Origin of the sequence: Amycolatopsis halotolerans (genome assembly GCF_042647905.1) — a bacterium.
Taxonomy (GTDB): Bacteria; Actinomycetota; Actinomycetes; order Mycobacteriales; family Pseudonocardiaceae; genus Amycolatopsis; species Amycolatopsis halotolerans.
The window spans coordinates 204,471-221,217 of record NZ_JBHRWI010000042.1 but is presented as its reverse complement, the minus strand read 5'-3'; the positions used below and the strand labels follow the sequence as shown (position 1 = coordinate 221,217).

Here is a 16,747-nt window from a genome sequence, read left to right as displayed (position 1 = left end):
GAAGACGTTCAGAGCGCCGAGGCGTTGGTCTCGAACGCCCGCAGAGCCGCGGCGAGGTCCGGCCGGACCCGCACCTGCAGGCGCGTGCCGTCGGCGACGTGCTCCTCTTCCAGCACCTCGCCCTCCGCGTGCGCCCGCGACACGAGCTCGCCCCGCGCATACGGGACCAGCACGTCGATCACCGTTTCCGCGCGCGGCAGCCGCTCGGCCAGCACCTCGGCCAGGTCGGCCACGCCCGAACCGGTGCGCGCGGAGATCTGCACCGAACCGGCCAGCGCGTGCCGCAGCCGGGCCAGGGTGACCGCGTCGGCCGCGTCGGCCTTGTTGATCACCAGCAGTTCCGGCGGGAGCGGTTCCTTGCGGCTGCGGGTGATCTCGGCGAGCACCTCGCGCACCGCGTTGACCTGGTCTTCGGGAGCCGGGTCGGAGCCGTCCACGACGTGCAGGAGCAGGTCGGCGTCGGCCGCCTCCTCCAGCGTCGAGCGGAACGCGTCCACCAGCTGGTGCGGCAGGTGCCGCACGAACCCGACGGTGTCGGTGAGGGTGAACGTGCGCCCGTCGGCCGTCTGCGCCCGGCGCGTGGTCGGGTCCAGGGTGGCGAACAGCGCGTCCTCCACCAGCACCCCGGCCCCGGTCAGGGCGTTGAGCAGGCTCGACTTGCCGGCGTTGGTGTAGCCGACGATCGCCACGCTCGGCACCTCGTTGGCCACGCGCTTGCCGCGCTTGGTCTCGCGGATGGTGTCCATCGCGGCGATCTCCCGGCGCAGCTTCGCCACGCGCTTGCTGATCCGCCGCCGGTCCGTCTCCAGCTTCGTCTCACCAGGCCCGCGCAGGCCCACGCCGCCGTTCGCGCCGCCCGCGCGGCCACCGGCCTGCCGGGACAGCGCCGAACCCCACCCGCGAAGCCGCGGGACGAGGTACTGCAGCTGGGCCAGCTCGACCTGCGCCTTGCCCTCCTTGGAGCGGGCGTGCTGGGCGAAGATGTCGAGGATCAGGGCGGTCCGATCGATCACCTTGACCTTGACCTTCTCCTCCAGCTGGCGCAGCTGGCCGGGCGAAAGCTCGCCGTCGCAGATCACCGTGTCGGCGCCGGTCGCCACGACGATGTCGCGCAGCTCGCGCACCTTGCCGGAGCCGACATACGTCGCCGGGTCGGGCTTCTGCCGCCGCTGGACGATGCCTTCGAGCACTTCCGAGCCCGCCGTCTCGGCCAGTCGCGCCAGTTCGGCCAGCGACGCCTCGGACTGCTGGGCGGTGCCTTCAGTCCACACGCCGACCAGCACAACGCGCTCCAGCCGAAGCTGCCGGTACTCGACCTCGGTGATGTCCTCGAGCTCGGTGGACAGGCCCGCGACCCGGCGCAGCGACGCGCGGTCCTCGAGCTCCATCTCCCCGACCGAGGGGTCGTAGGGGTCGTTGTCGTCGTAAAAGTCTTCGTGTGTCTGTTCTGTCATCGTGCCTCCATGGTCCCACGTTTCGGCGCGGGAGCCGAACGGATTACCTGCTGGGATAAACCGAGACGTACACGGCGGTGCGTTTCGCGGCCGGATCCCGGGGCCTGGCCGCGAATTCCTCGAGCAGCCCGTCGAGCCGCCGCTTGAACTCCGCGACCTCCTCCGCGCCCGCCTGGACCACGAGCCGGGTCGTCTCCGTCTCCGCCAGGTCGGCGTCGGCCATCTCGGCCAGATATGCCTCGAGCATGGCCTCGTTGACCACGACGGGGTCCGCGCCGCCGTAGTCCAGCTGCCAGGAAAGCCCGGTGGACAGGTACGGGATCTCCTTCGCTCCGCGCGCGCCGCGCCGCGGTTCCTGAGGGACGAGAAAACCGGCGTCGACCAGCCGTCGCACGTGGTGCAGCGTGGTCGCCGGGTCACGGCTCAGCCGCGCCGCCAGCTCCTTGTTCGTCATCGCCTCGAAAGAGGTCAACCGGATGATGCGCAGCCGTATTCCGGAGGCGAGCGCGGCGACTTCGGCTTCGGTGGAAGGACGTCGTTTCAGCGGCACCCCCGCAGCCTAAACAAAGTGATTGACTCTTTCCAATCACTGGACAACACTCGATCGGGTGCGTCGAGACTCGTTGTTCTTCCACGCCGACTTCCGCAGGCTGTGGGCCGGGGACACGGCGAGCCAGCTGGGGATGTTCGTCGGCATCACCGCCATCCCGCTGCTCGCCGCGGTCACGCTGGCCGCCACCCCGTTCGAGATGGGCCTGCTGACCATGGCCGAGACGCTCGGCTTCCTGGTGATCGGCCTGCCGGCGGGCGTCTGGGTGGACCGGATGCGCAAACGGCCGCTCATGCTCGCCGCCGACCTGGCCCGCGGGATCCTGCTGCTCAGCATCCCGTTCGCGTGGTGGGCCGGCGTGCTCACCATGGCGCAGGTGCTGGTGGTCGTGCTGCTCGTCGGGTTCGCGACGGTGTTCTTCGACGTCTCCTACCAGGCGTATCTGCCCGCACTGGTCGGCCGCGAAAAGCTGCTGGAAGGCAACGCGAAACTGCAGGGCGTGCAGTCGTCGGCGCAGATCGCCGGGCCGAGCCTCGCCGGCGTGCTCGTGCAATTCGCCGGCGCGGCCAGCACGGTCCTGATCACCGGGCTCGGCTATCTCACGTCCGCGCTGTGCCTGTGGCGCATCCGCACCGTCGAAACCCGCCCGGAACGCGCCGAACACGACCGCTTGATACCGCAGATGCTGGAAGGCCTGCGGTTCGTCGTCTCCGACCGGCCGCTGCGCGCGATCGTCTCCTGCACCGCCACGTCGAACCTGTTCAGCGGAGTGGTGCAGGCCGTCGAGGTGCTGTTCCTGACCCGCACCGCCGGGCTGAAACCGGCCGAGGTCGGCGGGCTCCTCGCGGTGAGCGGCGTCGGCGGCATCGCGGCCGCGCTCTGCGCCGGGCCGATCATCCGGAAGATCGGCCAGGCCCGCTCGATCTGGCTGGTGCCGCTCATGGTGTGGCCGGGCGCGCTGCTGATCCCGTTCGCCGGGCCGGGCTGGCGGATCGCGCTCGCCGGACTGGGCTTGGCGGCGTTCGGGTTCGGCGTGATCCTCTACAACATCGCGCAGGTCTCCTACCGCCAGGCGATCACCCCGGACCAGCTGCTGGGCCGGATGAACGCGAGCGTCCGGTTCGTCGTCTGGGGAGCGATGCCGCTCGGCGGGCTGCTGGGCGGCGCGCTCGGCGAATGGCTCGGGCTGACCGGCGCGCTGTGGGTCGGCTGCGCCGGGGAGGTCGCCGGGACCCTGTGGGTGCTCTGCTCGCCGCTGCGGCGCATGCGGGACCTACCGACGGGCGGGGAAATCGCTGTACCCGCCCCGTAAAGTGCGGGCATGAACGAGAAGATCCCGCACAAAGTCGGCGTCGACGGCCTTGCCGCCAAATGGGTACCGGTGTGGGAACGCGAAGGCGTATACCGGTTCGACCGCGCGCGCCCGGACGTCTACTCGATCGACACGCCGCCGCTGACCGCGAGCGGTTCGCTGCACATCGGGCACGTCTTCTCCTACACGCACACCGACGTTCTCGCGCGCTACCAACGGATGCGCGGCCGTTCGGTCTTCTACCCGGTCGGGTGGGACGACAACGGCCTGCCCACCGAACGCCGCGTGCAGAACCATTTCGGCGTGCGCTGCGAGCCCTCACTGCCTTACGACCCGTCCTTCACTCCGCCGGAAAAGCCCGGCAAGAACGCGATTCCGGTGTCGCGGCGCAATTTCGTGGAACTGTGCCTTGAGCTGACTGAAACCGACGAGAAGGTGTTCGAGGAGGTCTGGCGGAGCATCGGGCTTTCGGTGGACTGGACGCTGGCGTACCAGACGATCGACCCGGCGACCACGGAGATCTCGCAGCGCGCGTTCCTGCGCAACCTCGCGCGCGGCGAGGCGTACCAATCCGAAGCCCCGACGCTGTGGGACGTCACTTTCCGCACCGCCGTCGCGCAGGCTGAACTGGAAGACCGCGAACGGCCGGGCGCGTATCACGATCTCGTGTTCACGGCGGATGACGGCGAAGTGCTGATCTCCACGACGCGGCCCGAATTGCTGCCCGCGTGCGTCGCACTCGTCGCGCATCCGGATGACGAGCGGTACCAAGGCCTTTTCGGAAAGACCGTGCGCACGCCGGTGTTCGGCGTCGAGGTGCCGGTGCACGCGCACCATCTCGCCGATCCGGAAAAGGGCACCGGCATCGCGATGGTGTGCACCTTCGGCGACACCACGGACGTCACCTGGTGGCGCGCACTGCAGCTGGAAACGCGCCCGGTGCTGGGCCGCGACGGCCGGTTCCGCGCCGAGCCGCCGCACGGCGTTCCGGCCGGGGCGTACGAGCCGCTGGCGGGCAAGACTGTCCACACTGGACGCCAGATCGTGGTGGACCTCCTGCGGGAGGCGGGCGCGCTGCGCGGCGAGCCGAGGCCGATCACGCATCCGGTGAAGTTCTACGAAAAGGGCGACAAGCCACTGGAAATCGTCACCAGCCGCCAGTGGTATCTGCGCAACGGAGGCCGCGACGACGCGCTGCGCACGAAACTGCTGGCGCGCGGCGAGGAGCTGAACTGGGTCCCGCCGCACATGCAGGTCCGCTACCGCAGCTGGGTCGAGGGCCTGACCAGCGACTGGCTGGTCAGCCGCCAGCGGTTCTTCGGCGTGCCGATCCCGGTCTGGTACCCGCTGGACGCCGACGGCGAGCCGGACCACGACGCCGTCCTGGTGCCCGCCGACGCGAACCTGCCCGTGGACCCGAGCACCGACGTTCCGCCGGGCTACGCCGAGGAGCAGCGCGGCGTGCCGGGCGGGTTCGTCGCGGAGGCGGACGTGATGGACACCTGGGCCACGTCGTCGCTGACGCCGCAGATCGCCGGGCGCTGGACCCTCGACGACGACCTGTTCCGCCGCGTGTTCCCGTACTCGCTGCGGCCGCAGGCGCACGAGATCATCCGCACCTGGCTGTTCTCGACCGCGGTGCGCGCCGAACTGGAGGAAGACGTCCTGCCGTGGCGGGACGCGGTGATCTCCGGCTGGGTGCTCGACCCGGACCGCAAGAAGATGTCCAAGTCGGTCGGCAACGTCGTCACCCCGGCGGATCTGCTGGAGCGGCACGGTTCCGACGCGGTGCGCTACTGGGCGGCCAGCGCTCGCCCGGGTGTCGACACGGCGGTCGACGAAGGCCAGATGAAGGTCGGGCGACGGCTGGCGACGAAGCTGTTGAACGTGAGCAAGTTCGTGCTCGGCCTCGGGACGCCGGCGGCCGAGTCGGTCGCGACGGAGCCGCTGGACCGGTCCGTGCTCGCCTCGCTGGCGAAGGTCATCGAGGAAGCGACAGCCGCTTTCGAGGCGCTCGACCAAGCGCGTGCGTTGCAGGTGACGGAGACCTTCTTCTGGACGTTCTGCGACGACTACGTGGAACTGGTGAAGGGCCGCGCGTACGGCGACCTCGGCGCGGCGGCAGCGGAATCGGCACAGGTGGCGTTGCGGACCGTGCTGTCGGCGTTGGTGCGGATGTTCGCGCCAGTGCTGCCGTTCGCCACGGAAGAGATCTGGTCGTGGTGGCGGGAAGGTTCGGTGCACCAGGCGTCTTGGCCGACCGCGCCGGACGTCGACGGCGACAGCACGCTGCTGCCGCTGGCCGGTTCCGTGATCGCTGCCGTGCGCCGGGCCAAGTCCGACGCGAAGGTGTCGATGCGGACCGCCGTCGAGACGCTGTCGGTCACCGCTCCGGCGGACGTGCTCGAAGGCTTCGCCGGAATCGCCGAGGACGTGCGAGTCGCCGGCGTGGTCAACACCGTGGCCACCCAGGAAGGCGAACTCTCGGTGGCGGTGACGATCAGCTGATCAAGCGCCCGCGGCGAGCCACCAGGCTTCGTCCAGCTCGCCGCGGGCCACGATCTCGGCCGGTCCGGACAGCGTCGATTCGCCGCGTCCGACCGTGACCGACACCCGGCCGCCCGGGATGTCCACTGTGGATTCGCCGGCGTCCTTGCCCGCGAGGTGCAGCGCGGCGGCCACCGCGGCGACCGTGCCGGTGCCGCAGGCGCGCGTCTCCCCCACGCCGCGCTCGTGCACGCGCATCCGCAGCGCGCCCTCGGAGAGCACGTTGACGAACTCCAGGTTGACGCCGGTCGGGAAGACGTCGTGGTCGAAGTCTGGCTGGTCGCGCAGGTCCAGGCCCGCGATGTCGGTGTCGGTGACCGACACCAGGTGCGGGTTGCCGACGTTCACCGCGACGCCGGAGAACGGCTGCCCGGCCACCACGGTGACCGACGTGCCGGTGATCGCCGCCGGGCCCATCTGGACGGTGACCGAACGGTCCGGGTGCACGACGACCGGCCGGTCGCCCGCGCGGGTGCCGATGACGAACTCGCCGTCCTCGGCCAGCCCGGCGTCGACCAGGTAGCGCGCGAAAACGCGGGTGCCGTTGCCGCACATCTCGGCGATCGAACCGTCCGCGTTGCGGTAGTCCATGAACCACTCGCCCGCCGACTCTTCGCCGATCGCCTTCGCGCGCACGACACGCAGCACGCCGTCCGCGCCGATGCCCCGCTGCCGGTCGCACAGCGCCGCGACTCGCTCCGCGGTGAGGTCGAGGCGGCCGGCCGCGTCAGGCAGCAGCACAAAGTCGTTCTGCGTGCCGTGGCCCTTGAGGAATTCGATGCCGCCCATGCGTCCAGGCTACTGGTCGAGCACGGCGAGGACCCGCGCGGCCAGGTCCGCCGATCCGCCGTCGAACCACTGGATCCGCTTGTCCCGCCGGAACCACGAACGCTGCCGCCGCACGAACCGGCGGGTGGCCTGCGCGGTCGCCGCCGCTGCCGCCGCGAAGTCGCTTTCGCCGTCCAGTTCGGCCAGCACCTGCTGATAGCCGAGCGCCCGTGAAGCGGTTTTCCCGTCCCGCAAACCGCGACCGAGCAACGCGCGCACCTCGTCCACGAGACCGCCTTCGAACATCCGCTCCACCCGCAGGTCGACACGCTCGTCCAGCTCTGCGACCTCGCGGTCGACCCCGATCAGCACGGTGTCCCAGCGCGCCGGACCCGGTTTCGGCAGGTTCGCCGAGAACGGCTCGCCGGTGATCTCGATGACCTCCAGCGCCCGCACGATCCGCCGGGTGTTCGTGGGCAGGATCGCCGCCGCGGCGACCGGGTCGCGCTCCCCCAGCCGGGTGTAGAGCGCGGCGGTGCCGAATTCGGCGGCCTCCTCGTCGAGCCGCGCGCGCACCGCGGGGTCGGTGCCGGGGAAACGGAGGTCGTCCAGGACCGCTTGCACATACAGTCCCGAGCCGCCAGTCAGCACCGGAACCCGGCCCGCTTCGAGAATCCGCTCGATCGTGCCGCGGGCGTCACGCTGATAGGCGGCGACCGACGCGGTCTCGGTCACGTCGAGTACGTCCAGCAGGTGGTGCGGGACCCCTCGCCGTTCTCGCATAGTCGCTTTGGCGGTGCCGATGTCCATGCCCCGGTAGAGCTGGAGCGCGTCCGCGTTCACCACCTCGCCGTCCAGCGCCAGCGCCAGCTCGACGGCCAGTGCCGTCTTCCCGGTGGCGGTGGGGCCGACGACGGCCACCGGACGGGGCCGTTGAGCAGGGCTGATCACGCCGCAGAACGCTACCCGGCCGGGGATAGACGCGGGCACGGAGCGTCAAGGAGAAGTAGGATCAACGCTTTCAGGCGGCTCATCCAGTACCACGGCGCGCGCTGAGCTGCTTGAATGCCGCTGGGGCCCCATGCCCCCGGCAGAGCACGACAACAGCGTAACCCGGCCCCGCTCACGCGGCGGGGCGCCCGCAGCCGCGGGCGTACAGGCGATAAGGAGCCTGCGATGGCCCAGGAGAACACGTCCCCCGGCACCCCGGCACCGCACCCGGTGCCGCACGCGCACGGCGCCGGCCATGCCGCGCCTCCGGTGCCGCCCGCCGAGCCCGCCCCCGCCACCTGGGGCCGGGTCGACGGGGAAGGCACCGTTTACGTCTTCACCGCCGACGGCGAACGCGAGGTCGGGGTCTGGCAGGCAGGCACGCCCGAGGAGGGCCTGCTGCACTACGCGCGCCGCTTCGACGACGTGCGCACCGAGGTCGAACTGCTCGAAACGCGGCTGAACTCCGGGGCGGGCGACCCGAAGCACGCGCTGTCGAGCGCCACCCAGATCCGCGACGGGCTCGGCGAGGCGGCCGTGGTCGGCGACCTGAAGGCGCTCTCCGCGCGGCTCGAGTTCGTGATCGGGCTGGCGGAGAAGGCGCTGGTCAACGTCAAGCACGAACGCGAGGAAGCCCGGGCCGCGGCAGTCGCGCGCAAGCAGGCGCTGGCCGACGAGGCGGAGAAGATCGCCGCCGATTCCACGCAGTGGAAGGCCGCGGGCGACCGGCTGCGCGCGATCCTCGACGAGTGGAAGACGGTCAAGGGCGTCGACCGCAAGACCGACGACGAGCTGTGGAAGCGGTTCTCGAAGGCGCGCGAGGCGTTCAACCGCCGCCGCGGCTCGCACTTCGCCGAACTGGACAAGCAGCGGGCGAGCGCGAAGCAGCGCAAGGAAGAGCTGATCGCCGAGGCCGAGTCGATCGCCGATTCGGACGACTGGGGCGCCACCGCGGGCCGGTACAAGGACCTGATGGCCGAGTGGAAGGCCGCCGGGCGCGCGCCGAAGGACAGCGACGAGGCGCTGTGGCAGCGGTTCCGCGCGGCGCAGGACGCGTTCTTCGCCCGCCGCTCGGCCGTGTTCTCCGAGCGCGACGCGGAGTTCGCCGGCAACGCCCAGCGCAAGGAAGAACTGCTGGTCGAGGCTGAGAAGATCGACGTCGCGGCCAACCTCGAGGCGGCCAAGTCGGCGCTGCGCCGGATCCAGGAGCAGTGGGACGAGATCGGCAAGGTCCCGCGCGAACGCATCCGCGAGCTGGACGGGCGGCTCAAGGCCGTGCAGGACGCGGTGAAGTCGGCCGAGGACAGCCGCTGGCGCCGCACCGACCCGGAGGCGCAGGCGCGCGCCGCGCAGTTCCGGGAGCGCGTCGAGCAGTTCGAATCGCAGGCCGCGAAAGCGCGGGCCGCCGGGGACGAGCGGCGGGCGAAGAAGGCCGACGAGCAGGCCGCTCAGTGGCGGGAATGGATGGAGGCCGCGGAAGCCGCCGTCGCCGATCGCTGATTTTTCCCGAAACGGCCGGTACCGCTGGGTACCGGCCGTTCTGCTGCCCGCCGAAGTCCGTGAGGGGAACCCTGCGGGAATCAGAGTCCGTGAGGGTTCCCCTCACGGACTTTTAGCGGAAGCGGTCAGGCGCGCGAGAACGCCGTCCGCATCCAGAGCGTCGCCAGGATGATCGTCGCGATCCACGCCACGATCATCCCGATTCCCGGACCGTCGCCGGCCGCTCCGCTGGCGTGCGCGGACTGCTGCGACCAGATCGCCAGCAGGCCGTCGACCGAGGCGAACCAGCCGCCCGCGGCGCAGCACCACGCGACCCACCAGCGGCGCGACACGAGCGCGACCGCGCCGATGAAGACGCCGACGCCGGTGGACGTCACGGCGAACAGCTGCGGGACCCCGCCCGCCTCGCCCGCGAGCGTCTCCCAGCCCGCGCGGCCCTGGGCCCACGGCAGGATCTGGGCCACCAGCAGCACGAACATCAGCACCGAGATGGTGAAGCCGCGCCTGCCCAGCTCGACCGTGCGCGCGGCGTTGCGGCCCGCGTCGTCGATCTCGTCGCTGAGTCGCCGGTCGACCTCGGCCGGCGTTCCCGGTTCGCTCATCCTGCACACCCACTCACCGGGGCAGGCTGCGCCGCCGGGGCTCCGAAGCCCGGCAGTCCCAGGGTGACCCCGCTCGTCTTGGGCCGAAGACCGGCTTCGGCGTTGTCGCCCGCTCGCGTGCGGCGATGCGTCAGAAGGTCGCCGTCGGCGACGAGGTGGTGCGGCGCGCCGTAGCTGATCACCGTCTCCACGACGTCGCCCGGCCGGACCGAACGGTCGACAGCCGAACCGGACGGCGTGAAGTGCACCAGCCGTCCGTCGCGGGCGCGCCCGCTCATCCGGTGCGTCTCCGCGTCCTTGCGGCCCTCGCCCGCCGCGACCAGCAGCTCGACCCGGCGGCCGACCAGCTTGCGGTTCTCTTCCCAGGAGATCTCGTTCTGCAGCTCGACCAGCCGGTCGTAGCGCTCCTGCACGACCTCCTTCGGCAGCTGCTCCGCCATCTCGGCGGCGGGCGTGCCGGGGCGCTTCGAGTACTGGAAGGTGAACGCGCTGGAGAACCGCGCGGCGCGGACGACGTCGAGCGTCGCCTGGAAGTCTTCCTCGGTCTCGCCGGGGAAGCCGACGATGATGTCGGTGGTGATGGCGGCGTCCGGCATCTTGGCGCGCACCTCGTCGAGGATGTTCAGGAACCGCGTCGACCGGTACGAGCGGCGCATCTCGCGCAGCACCCGGTCCGAACCGGACTGCAGCGGCATGTGCAGCTGGTGGCAGACGTTCGGCGTCTCGGCCATCGCGTCGATGACGTCCGAGGTGAACGCGGCCGGGTGCGGCGAGGTGAACCGCACGCGCTCCAGCCCGTCGATCCCGCCGGTCGCGCGCAGCAGCTTGCCGAACGCGAGCCGGTCGCCGAACTCGACGCCGTAGGAGTTCACGTTCTGGCCCAGCAGGGTCACCTCGAGCACGCCCTCGGCGACCAGCGCCTCGACCTCGGCGAGGATCTCGCCGGGACGGCGGTCGCGCTCCTTGCCGCGCAGCGACGGCACGATGCAGAACGTGCAGGTGTTGTTGCAGCCGACCGAAACCGACACCCAGCTCGCGTAGGACGATTCGCGGCGAGCGGGCAGCGTGGACGGGAACGTCTCGAGCGATTCGAGGATTTCGACCTCGGCCTCGGCGTTGTGCCGCGCGCGCTCCAGCAGCGTCGGCAGCGAACCGATGTTGTGCGTCCCGAAGACGACGTCGACCCACGGAGCGCGCTTGACGATGTCGCCGCGGTCCTTCTGCGCGAGACAGCCGCCGACGGCGATCTGCATGTCCGGATTGGCGACCTTGTCCGGGCGGAGGTGCCCGAGGGTGCCGTAGAGCTTGTTGTCCGCGTTCTCCCGCACGGCGCAGGTGTTGAACACGACCAGATCCGGCTTCGACGGCCCCGCGGCGGGGACGTAGCCGGCTTCCTCGAGCTGCCCGGCGAGCCGTTCGGAGTCGTGCACGTTCATCTGGCAGCCGAACGTGCGGATCTGGTACGTTTTCGCGTTCATCGTGCTCCAGCCTAAACCCCGGAGCCCGCGCCGGACCCGGCACCCGCCTCGCGGGCGTTATGCGACGGCGTCCGCGACCTGGCCCGCCCGGCATTCCGTTAATCGGGAAATGTGCCGTTGACCGGGAACGGAAATGCACTGAACCGGGCACCGCAGAACAATACCGCCGGAATTTCTCCTATTGTTTTCCGCGCGCTCCCGAAGATAAGATCATCGCCATTGTTTCCGAATCGGACCGCCGCCGCTCTGGAGGAAAAGTGCGCAAGGTTTTCGCCTGCTCCGCGGCTGCTGTCGCGAGCACTCTCGCCGTCGCGGCATTGGCGGCCGCGCCGGTCGCCGCGGCCCCGGCTCCCCGCTCGGTCACCTGGTCCGCCGACCCGGCCGACGGCGCCAAGGCGTTCAACTCGGTCCAGTGCGCCGACGGCCACTTCAAGACCGCGGACTCCGCGAAGGGCAAAGTGTTCGTCGCCGAGCAGCTCGCGAAGGAGGAACGCTGCGAGGCGGTCGGCCCGGACCTCGAAGCGGGCAAGACCTTCTACCTCGGCTGGTCGTCGAAGTACCGCATCACCGACTCCACCAGCCGCTACGTGTTCCAGCTGAAATGCAGCCCGAGCACCGGCACCGCGAACCACCCGATCGTCCTCAAGATCTCCGGCGGCAAGCTCCAGCTGGAGGAATGGACCGTCGACCACACGAGCGTCAAGCTCTGGGAAGCGCCGGTCTCGAACGACCAGTGGCACGACATCGCCTTCCGGATCTCGACCGACCGCACCAAGGGCACCATCCAGTTCTGGTTCGACGGCAAGCAGCAGACGTTCTCCGACGGGTCGACCACTTACACCGGCACCACGATCGACGGCGACCGCAACTATCTGAAGTGGGGCGTCTACCACGAGGCCGACGAGACGGCGACGCAATGGTTCAGCAAGATCCGGATGGGCAGCAGCCTGACCGACGTCACCGGCTGACCTCTGGCACCATCGCCCCATGCGATGGAGGCGGACGCTGGCGCTGGCAGTGCTCATGGTGCTGCTGAGCGGGTGCGGGCCGAGCTTCGCGAACCTGCACCTGCGCGTCGCGGCCGGGTCGGTGGGCGGCGTCTACCACGACCTCGCCGGGCCGCTGGCGTCGTCGTGGGCGGGCGAACTCGGCATCGAGACGCCCGAGGTGCTCGCCACCCAGGGGTCGCGCGACAACCTCAACCGAGTGCTTTCCGGGGGCGCGGACGTCGCGTTCGTCGCCGCGGACCTGGCCGCGGACGCGGCGGCCGCGCACCCCGGCAAGCTCGCCGCGCTGGCCCGCATCCACGACGACTACCTGCACATCGTCGTCCGCAAGGATTCGCCCTACACCTCGGTGTCGATGCTGCGCGGCCGCCACATCGCGGTGGGCTCCCCGGAGTCGGGCGTCGAGTACATCGCCGACCGGGTGCTGGGGGTCGCCGGGCTGAAGGGCGCGGTCGCGATCGACCAGCTGAGCCTGGACGATTCGCTCACCGCGCTGGCCGACCGCAAGATCGACGCGATGTTCTGGTCCGGCGGGCTGCCGACGCCGCTCATCACCGAGTACAACCGCAAGATCGGCCTGCGGCTGCTCGACATGTCCTCGCTGATGCCGGGCATGCAGCGGTTCAGCCCGGTGTACGGCACCGCGACCATCCCCGGCAGCACCTACGACCAGGGCGGCCCGGTCACGACGCTGGTGGTGCCGAACTTCCTGGTCGTGCCCACCTCGATGTCCGCCGACGTCGCCGAAGCGCTCACGAAGGGCCTGTACGACGCCCGGCCCGCGCTCGCGGCGGTCAACCGGGCGGCGCTGTCGATCGACGTGCATCCGGGGATCGAGACGGGGCCGCTGCCGCTGCATCCCGGGGCGCTGGCGTATTACCGCGCGGAGAAGGTCTAGATCGACACCATGGTGACAAGACCGCGGCCGGCTTGAACCGCGTCCGTCACCGATGCCAGGTGTGCGCTGGCGTGCCAGTGAAAGCTGTCCCAGTCGACGACCTGCCACATGCCTGCCCGCGTACCGGCCGGAGCGAGGCGCTCGCCGGGCACCGGGTGCTCTTCGGCCGCCGCGGCGAGTTCCTCCCACGGCACCGGCGATCGCGCGACGGCGGCGGCGGTATCCGGACGGAACGCGTAGATGATGTCGCCACTGCCGTCGAGACCGGCGTCGGCGGCCAAGTCGTCGCGGTCCTCGGCGGTCCAGTCGTAGCCGACGGCGCACGGCAAGACCTGGCCGAATACCGCGTCCGCCGGTTGCCGCAGCCGTTCGGGCAAGTGCGGCCGGAGCAGGTCGTAGTACTGCCCGGCTTCGAGGAAGGCCTTGCCGCCCGGAAGCCGGTGCTCGGTGAAGTACGGCTGGTCGTCGTAGTCCCAGTAGAAGCCGGAGCCGCCTGCTTCGCGGTACGCCGCGACCGTCGGAGCCCAGTCGGCGACCAAGGCGAAGACGTCGATTCCCATCAGCGCTCCACGACCGGGAAGTCCATCGCGATCCGCAACCCGCCGCCCTCAGGCAGGGACAACCGCATCTCGCCGCCGGAATGCCGGACGATCTCCGTCACGATCGCCAGCCCCAGCCCCGACCCCGGCACGTTCTGGTGCGCCGTGCTCCGCCAGAACCGGTCCACCGCCCGCTCCAGTTCGTCCTCTCGCAGCCCAGGACCGTGGTCGCGGACCGAAACCGTCACCCGGTCCTGCGCGACGCTCGCGGCCACCTCCACCGAGGTACCGGAGGGGCTGAACTTGAGCGCGTTGTCCAGCAAAGCGTCGAGCACGACCTCCAGGCCACGCGGCGGCACGAGCACCCGCGCCCCGTTGACGTCCACCGCGCTCTCCAGCGCGACCTCGCGAGCCGCCCCGACCACCGACCAGTCCGCGACCCGATCGGCGATCACCTCCGCGAGGTCTTCGGAGACCAGTTCGCCGCCCGCGGATTCGGCGCGGGCCATCGACAGCAGCTCGTCGAGGATCTGGTTCAGCCGTTTGGCGTCCACCTGTGCCGCTTCGAGATCGGCGGCCGCGGTTTCGTCGGTCACCTGGCCGTCGAGATTGCCCAGCCGGATCTTCAACGCCGTCAACGGATTGCGCAGCTGATGCGAGGCGTCGGCGACGAACGCACGCTGCGCGGCCAGCGCTTCCGACACACTCGCTGCCATCCGGTCGAACGACCGCCCGAGCTGCCGCAGCTCCGGCGGCCCGCCGCTCTCTCCCACCGGCTCCGCTTCCCGGCCGCTGACCACCGACGCGACCAGCGCGCCCGTCGCCTCGTCCAGCCGCCGGACCGGGCGCAGCGTCCAGCGCACCACCGGCAGCGCGACGAGCAGCGCGAGCCCGAACGCGACCAGCGCGCACGCGGCCAGCAGCAGCCATTGCCACAGCAACTGGGTGCGGATGTGATCGGTCGCGGACTCCGTGACGACCGCGCCGCGCACCTCGCCGTCGATGAGGATCGGCTCGGCCAGCACCAGCGGTTTGCTGGCCCACGGCATCAGCAGCGGCCCGGCTTCGGGCGGACGGGCGGCGAGCGCCTCGTTCACCGGCACCCGGATCGCGGCCCGGTCGACGCGCCGGGCGTCGGTGCCGCCCGGCGAGCTCAGCACCGGGTCGCCGTCCTGGTTCACCACGACCACTTTCACGCCGTACACCTCGGTGTACCGGCGCAGTTCGGGCTCCAGCCGGCCGAGCTGGTTGTCCAGCAGCGGACGCTGGGCGAGCGAGGCGAACCGCGAGGTGTCGGTGAGCCGGTCGAGGAAGAGCTTCTGCTGGAGGCTGCTCGCGATGCTCAACGCGAGCGGGATGCCGAGCCCGAACACGAGCAGCGCGACGAGCGTGACGACGATGCCCTGCAGCCGGACGCGCATCGGTCAGTCCCGCCGGATGCCCAGCCGGTAACCGACTCCGCGCACCGTTTCGATCAGCGCCGGACGGCCGAGTTTGGTGCGCAGAGTGGCGACGTGTACGTCCAGCGAACGGCTCTCCGCCGCGCCGCGGTGCCCCCACACCTCGTTCAGCACCTGCTCGCGCGAACACACCGCGCCGCCCGCCGCCGCGACCAGCGCGAGCACCTGGAACTCCTTGCGGGACAACGCGATCGGCTCGCCCGCGACCAGCACCTCGTGCCGGGAGAGGTCGATCCGGACGTCGCCGACCTCGACCACCGGCACCGTCGGCGTGGTCTTTTCGGTGCGCCGCCTGCGCACCGCTTCGACCCGCGCGAGCAGTTCCTCCACGTCGTACGGCTTGACCAGGTAGTCGTCGGCGCCGGCGCGCAGGCCGTGCACCCGGTCGTTCACCTCGCCGCGCGCGGACACCACGATCACCGCGACGTCGCTGACCGCGCGGATCTGGCGGCAGAGCACCACGCCGTCGACATCGGGAAGGCCGAGGTCGAGGAGGATCACGTCGACGTCGTGGACCCGGTCGAGCACGCCGGCCCCGGACGGCAGCCGCTGCATGGTGAGGCCCCGGCGGACCAGCGCGGGGACGAGCGCGCCCGCGACCCGGTCGTCGTCTTCCACCAGCAGCACGCGCACGCTTCAGCCTCCCCGGTGATCCCGACCACGGTAGCCGGACTCTAGGGCGCCACGCCCCGCGGACACGGTGCGTGGCGGCCGCCACAGTCCCGACTAGGCTGAAAGCCGCCACGACGGCCGCATCCGATACGTAGTTGAAACCCTAAGTATTGCTCAAGCCGTCTTTACAAGAGATGTCCCGGTAGTAGGTTTCCGCAAGCGTTGCGGAACCCCGGTTCCGCGGACGCCGACGACCAACGGAGCTCTGGAGGCCACGATGACCACCGAGGTGGCGACGCCGATGATCAAGGCGGCCGCCGTGAACAAGTACTTCGGCGAGCTGCACGTGCTGCGCGAGATCACTCTCGAGGTGCCGCGCGGCCAGGTCGTCGTCGTGCTCGGGCCGTCCGGGTCGGGCAAGTCGACGCTGTGCCGCGCGATCAACCGGCTCGAGCCGATCAACTCCGGCGAGATCGCCGTCGACGGCGTGCCGCTGCCCGCCGAGGGCAAGGCGCTCGCCGCGCTGCGCGCCGACGTCGGCATGGTCTTCCAGCAGTTCAACCTGTTCGCGCACAAGACGATCCTCGAGAACGTCATGCTCGCGCCGGTGAAGGTGCGCAAGACCGCGCAGGCGCAGGCCCGCAAGACCGCGATGGAACTGCTCGAGCGCGTCGGCATCGCGAACCAGGCCGACAAGTACCCGGCCCAGCTGTCCGGCGGCCAGCAGCAGCGCGTGGCGATCGCCCGCGCGCTCGCGATGCGGCCCAAGGTGATGCTGTTCGACGAGCCGACCTCGGCGCTGGACCCGGAGATGGTCCAGGAGGTGCTGGACGTGATGACCGGGCTGGCGAAGGACGGCATGACCATGCTCGTGGTCACCCACGAGATGGGCTTCGCCCGCCGCGCGGCCGACCGCGTCCTGTTCATGGCCGACGGCGAGATCGTCGAGGACACGACGCCGGAAGAGTTCTTCACCAAGCCGAAGTCCGACCGCGCCAAGGACTTCCTCGGCAAGATCCTGACCCACTGA

15 protein-coding genes are annotated in these 16,747 nt (G+C 70.6%); 6 read left to right on the top strand and 9 right to left on the bottom strand.

Going from position 1 to position 16,747, the window contains the following annotated elements:
- Positions 1–8 precede the first annotated feature (8 nt).
- Together hflX and ACFORO_RS31550 are read right to left on the bottom strand one after the other, a co-directional pair.
- Complete coding sequence (gene hflX / locus ACFORO_RS31555; protein WP_344267952.1) at positions 9–1,454, bottom strand: GTPase HflX; 1,446 nt, start codon at positions 1,452–1,454, stop codon at positions 9–11.
- A gap of 43 nt (positions 1,455–1,497) precedes the next feature.
- The gene (locus ACFORO_RS31550; protein WP_377872697.1) at positions 1,498–2,004 is read right to left on the bottom strand and encodes an ArsR/SmtB family transcription factor; all 507 of its coding nucleotides are present in this window, start codon (positions 2,002–2,004) and stop codon (positions 1,498–1,500) included.
- A 58-nt stretch (positions 2,005–2,062) separates the two neighbouring features.
- On the opposite strand from ACFORO_RS31550, the gene ACFORO_RS31545 reads away from it, so the two are divergent.
- Together ACFORO_RS31545 and valS are read left to right on the top strand one after the other, a co-directional pair.
- Positions 2,063–3,316: an MFS transporter gene (locus ACFORO_RS31545; protein WP_377872698.1), complete on the top strand. Its 1,254-nt coding sequence runs from the start codon at positions 2,063–2,065 to the stop codon at positions 3,314–3,316.
- A 9-nt stretch (positions 3,317–3,325) separates the two neighbouring features.
- Positions 3,326–5,824, top strand: a complete 2,499-nt coding sequence (valS, locus tag ACFORO_RS31540; protein WP_377872699.1) for a valine--tRNA ligase — start codon at positions 3,326–3,328, stop codon at positions 5,822–5,824.
- Here valS and dapF read toward each other — a convergent pair whose 3' ends face one another.
- Both dapF and miaA read right to left on the bottom strand, forming a co-directional pair.
- A complete protein-coding gene (dapF, locus tag ACFORO_RS31535; protein WP_354745565.1) occupies positions 5,825–6,652 on the bottom strand; it encodes a diaminopimelate epimerase in 828 nt (275 codons plus the stop codon).
- A gap of 9 nt (positions 6,653–6,661) precedes the next feature.
- Positions 6,662–7,582 (bottom strand): tRNA (adenosine(37)-N6)-dimethylallyltransferase MiaA, encoded by a 921-nt coding sequence (gene miaA, locus ACFORO_RS31530; RefSeq protein WP_377872700.1) that lies wholly within the window; start codon positions 7,580–7,582, stop codon positions 6,662–6,664.
- A 225-nt stretch (positions 7,583–7,807) separates the two neighbouring features.
- Here miaA and ACFORO_RS31525 point away from each other — a divergent pair, with 225 nt between their 5' ends.
- Positions 7,808–9,121: a DUF349 domain-containing protein gene (locus ACFORO_RS31525; RefSeq protein ID WP_354745569.1), complete on the top strand. Its 1,314-nt coding sequence runs from the start codon at positions 7,808–7,810 to the stop codon at positions 9,119–9,121.
- Positions 9,122–9,246: 125 nt separating this feature from the next.
- Here ACFORO_RS31525 and ACFORO_RS31520 read toward each other — a convergent pair whose 3' ends face one another.
- Positions 9,247–9,723 (bottom strand): Rv2732c family membrane protein, encoded by a 477-nt coding sequence (locus ACFORO_RS31520; protein ID WP_377872701.1) that lies wholly within the window; start codon positions 9,721–9,723, stop codon positions 9,247–9,249.
- A complete protein-coding gene (miaB, locus tag ACFORO_RS31515; protein WP_344267966.1) occupies positions 9,720–11,201 on the bottom strand; it encodes a tRNA (N6-isopentenyl adenosine(37)-C2)-methylthiotransferase MiaB in 1,482 nt (493 codons plus the stop codon). The genes ACFORO_RS31520 and miaB overlap by 4 nt, the downstream gene beginning before the upstream one ends.
- Positions 11,202–11,458: 257 nt before the next feature.
- Between miaB and ACFORO_RS31510 the strand changes: the two genes are divergently transcribed.
- Together ACFORO_RS31510 and ACFORO_RS31505 are read left to right on the top strand one after the other, a co-directional pair.
- Positions 11,459–12,169: a heparin lyase I family protein gene (locus tag ACFORO_RS31510; RefSeq protein ID WP_377872702.1), complete on the top strand. Its 711-nt coding sequence runs from the start codon at positions 11,459–11,461 to the stop codon at positions 12,167–12,169.
- A gap of 19 nt (positions 12,170–12,188) precedes the next feature.
- A complete protein-coding gene (locus tag ACFORO_RS31505; RefSeq protein WP_354745577.1) occupies positions 12,189–13,106 on the top strand; it encodes a TAXI family TRAP transporter solute-binding subunit in 918 nt (305 codons plus the stop codon).
- Here ACFORO_RS31505 and ACFORO_RS31500 read toward each other — a convergent pair.
- Genes ACFORO_RS31500 through ACFORO_RS31490 form a run of 3 tightly spaced genes read right to left on the bottom strand, consistent with a single transcriptional unit; the run spans position 13,103 to position 15,738 of the window.
- Positions 13,103–13,666: a hypothetical protein gene (locus ACFORO_RS31500; protein ID WP_377872703.1), complete on the bottom strand. Its 564-nt coding sequence runs from the start codon at positions 13,664–13,666 to the stop codon at positions 13,103–13,105. The two genes, ACFORO_RS31505 and ACFORO_RS31500, sit on opposite strands and share 4 nt — an antisense overlap.
- Positions 13,666–15,066, bottom strand: coding sequence for an ATP-binding protein (locus ACFORO_RS31495; protein ID WP_377872704.1), 1,401 nt, complete (start codon positions 15,064–15,066; stop codon positions 13,666–13,668). The genes ACFORO_RS31500 and ACFORO_RS31495 overlap by 1 nt, the downstream gene beginning before the upstream one ends.
- Before the next feature lie 3 nt (positions 15,067–15,069).
- Positions 15,070–15,738 (bottom strand): response regulator transcription factor, encoded by a 669-nt coding sequence (locus ACFORO_RS31490; protein WP_354745583.1) that lies wholly within the window; start codon positions 15,736–15,738, stop codon positions 15,070–15,072.
- Positions 15,739–16,018: 280 nt separating this feature from the next.
- Here ACFORO_RS31490 and ACFORO_RS31485 point away from each other — a divergent pair, with 280 nt between their 5' ends.
- Complete coding sequence (locus ACFORO_RS31485; RefSeq protein WP_377872803.1) at positions 16,019–16,747, top strand: amino acid ABC transporter ATP-binding protein; 729 nt, start codon at positions 16,019–16,021, stop codon at positions 16,745–16,747.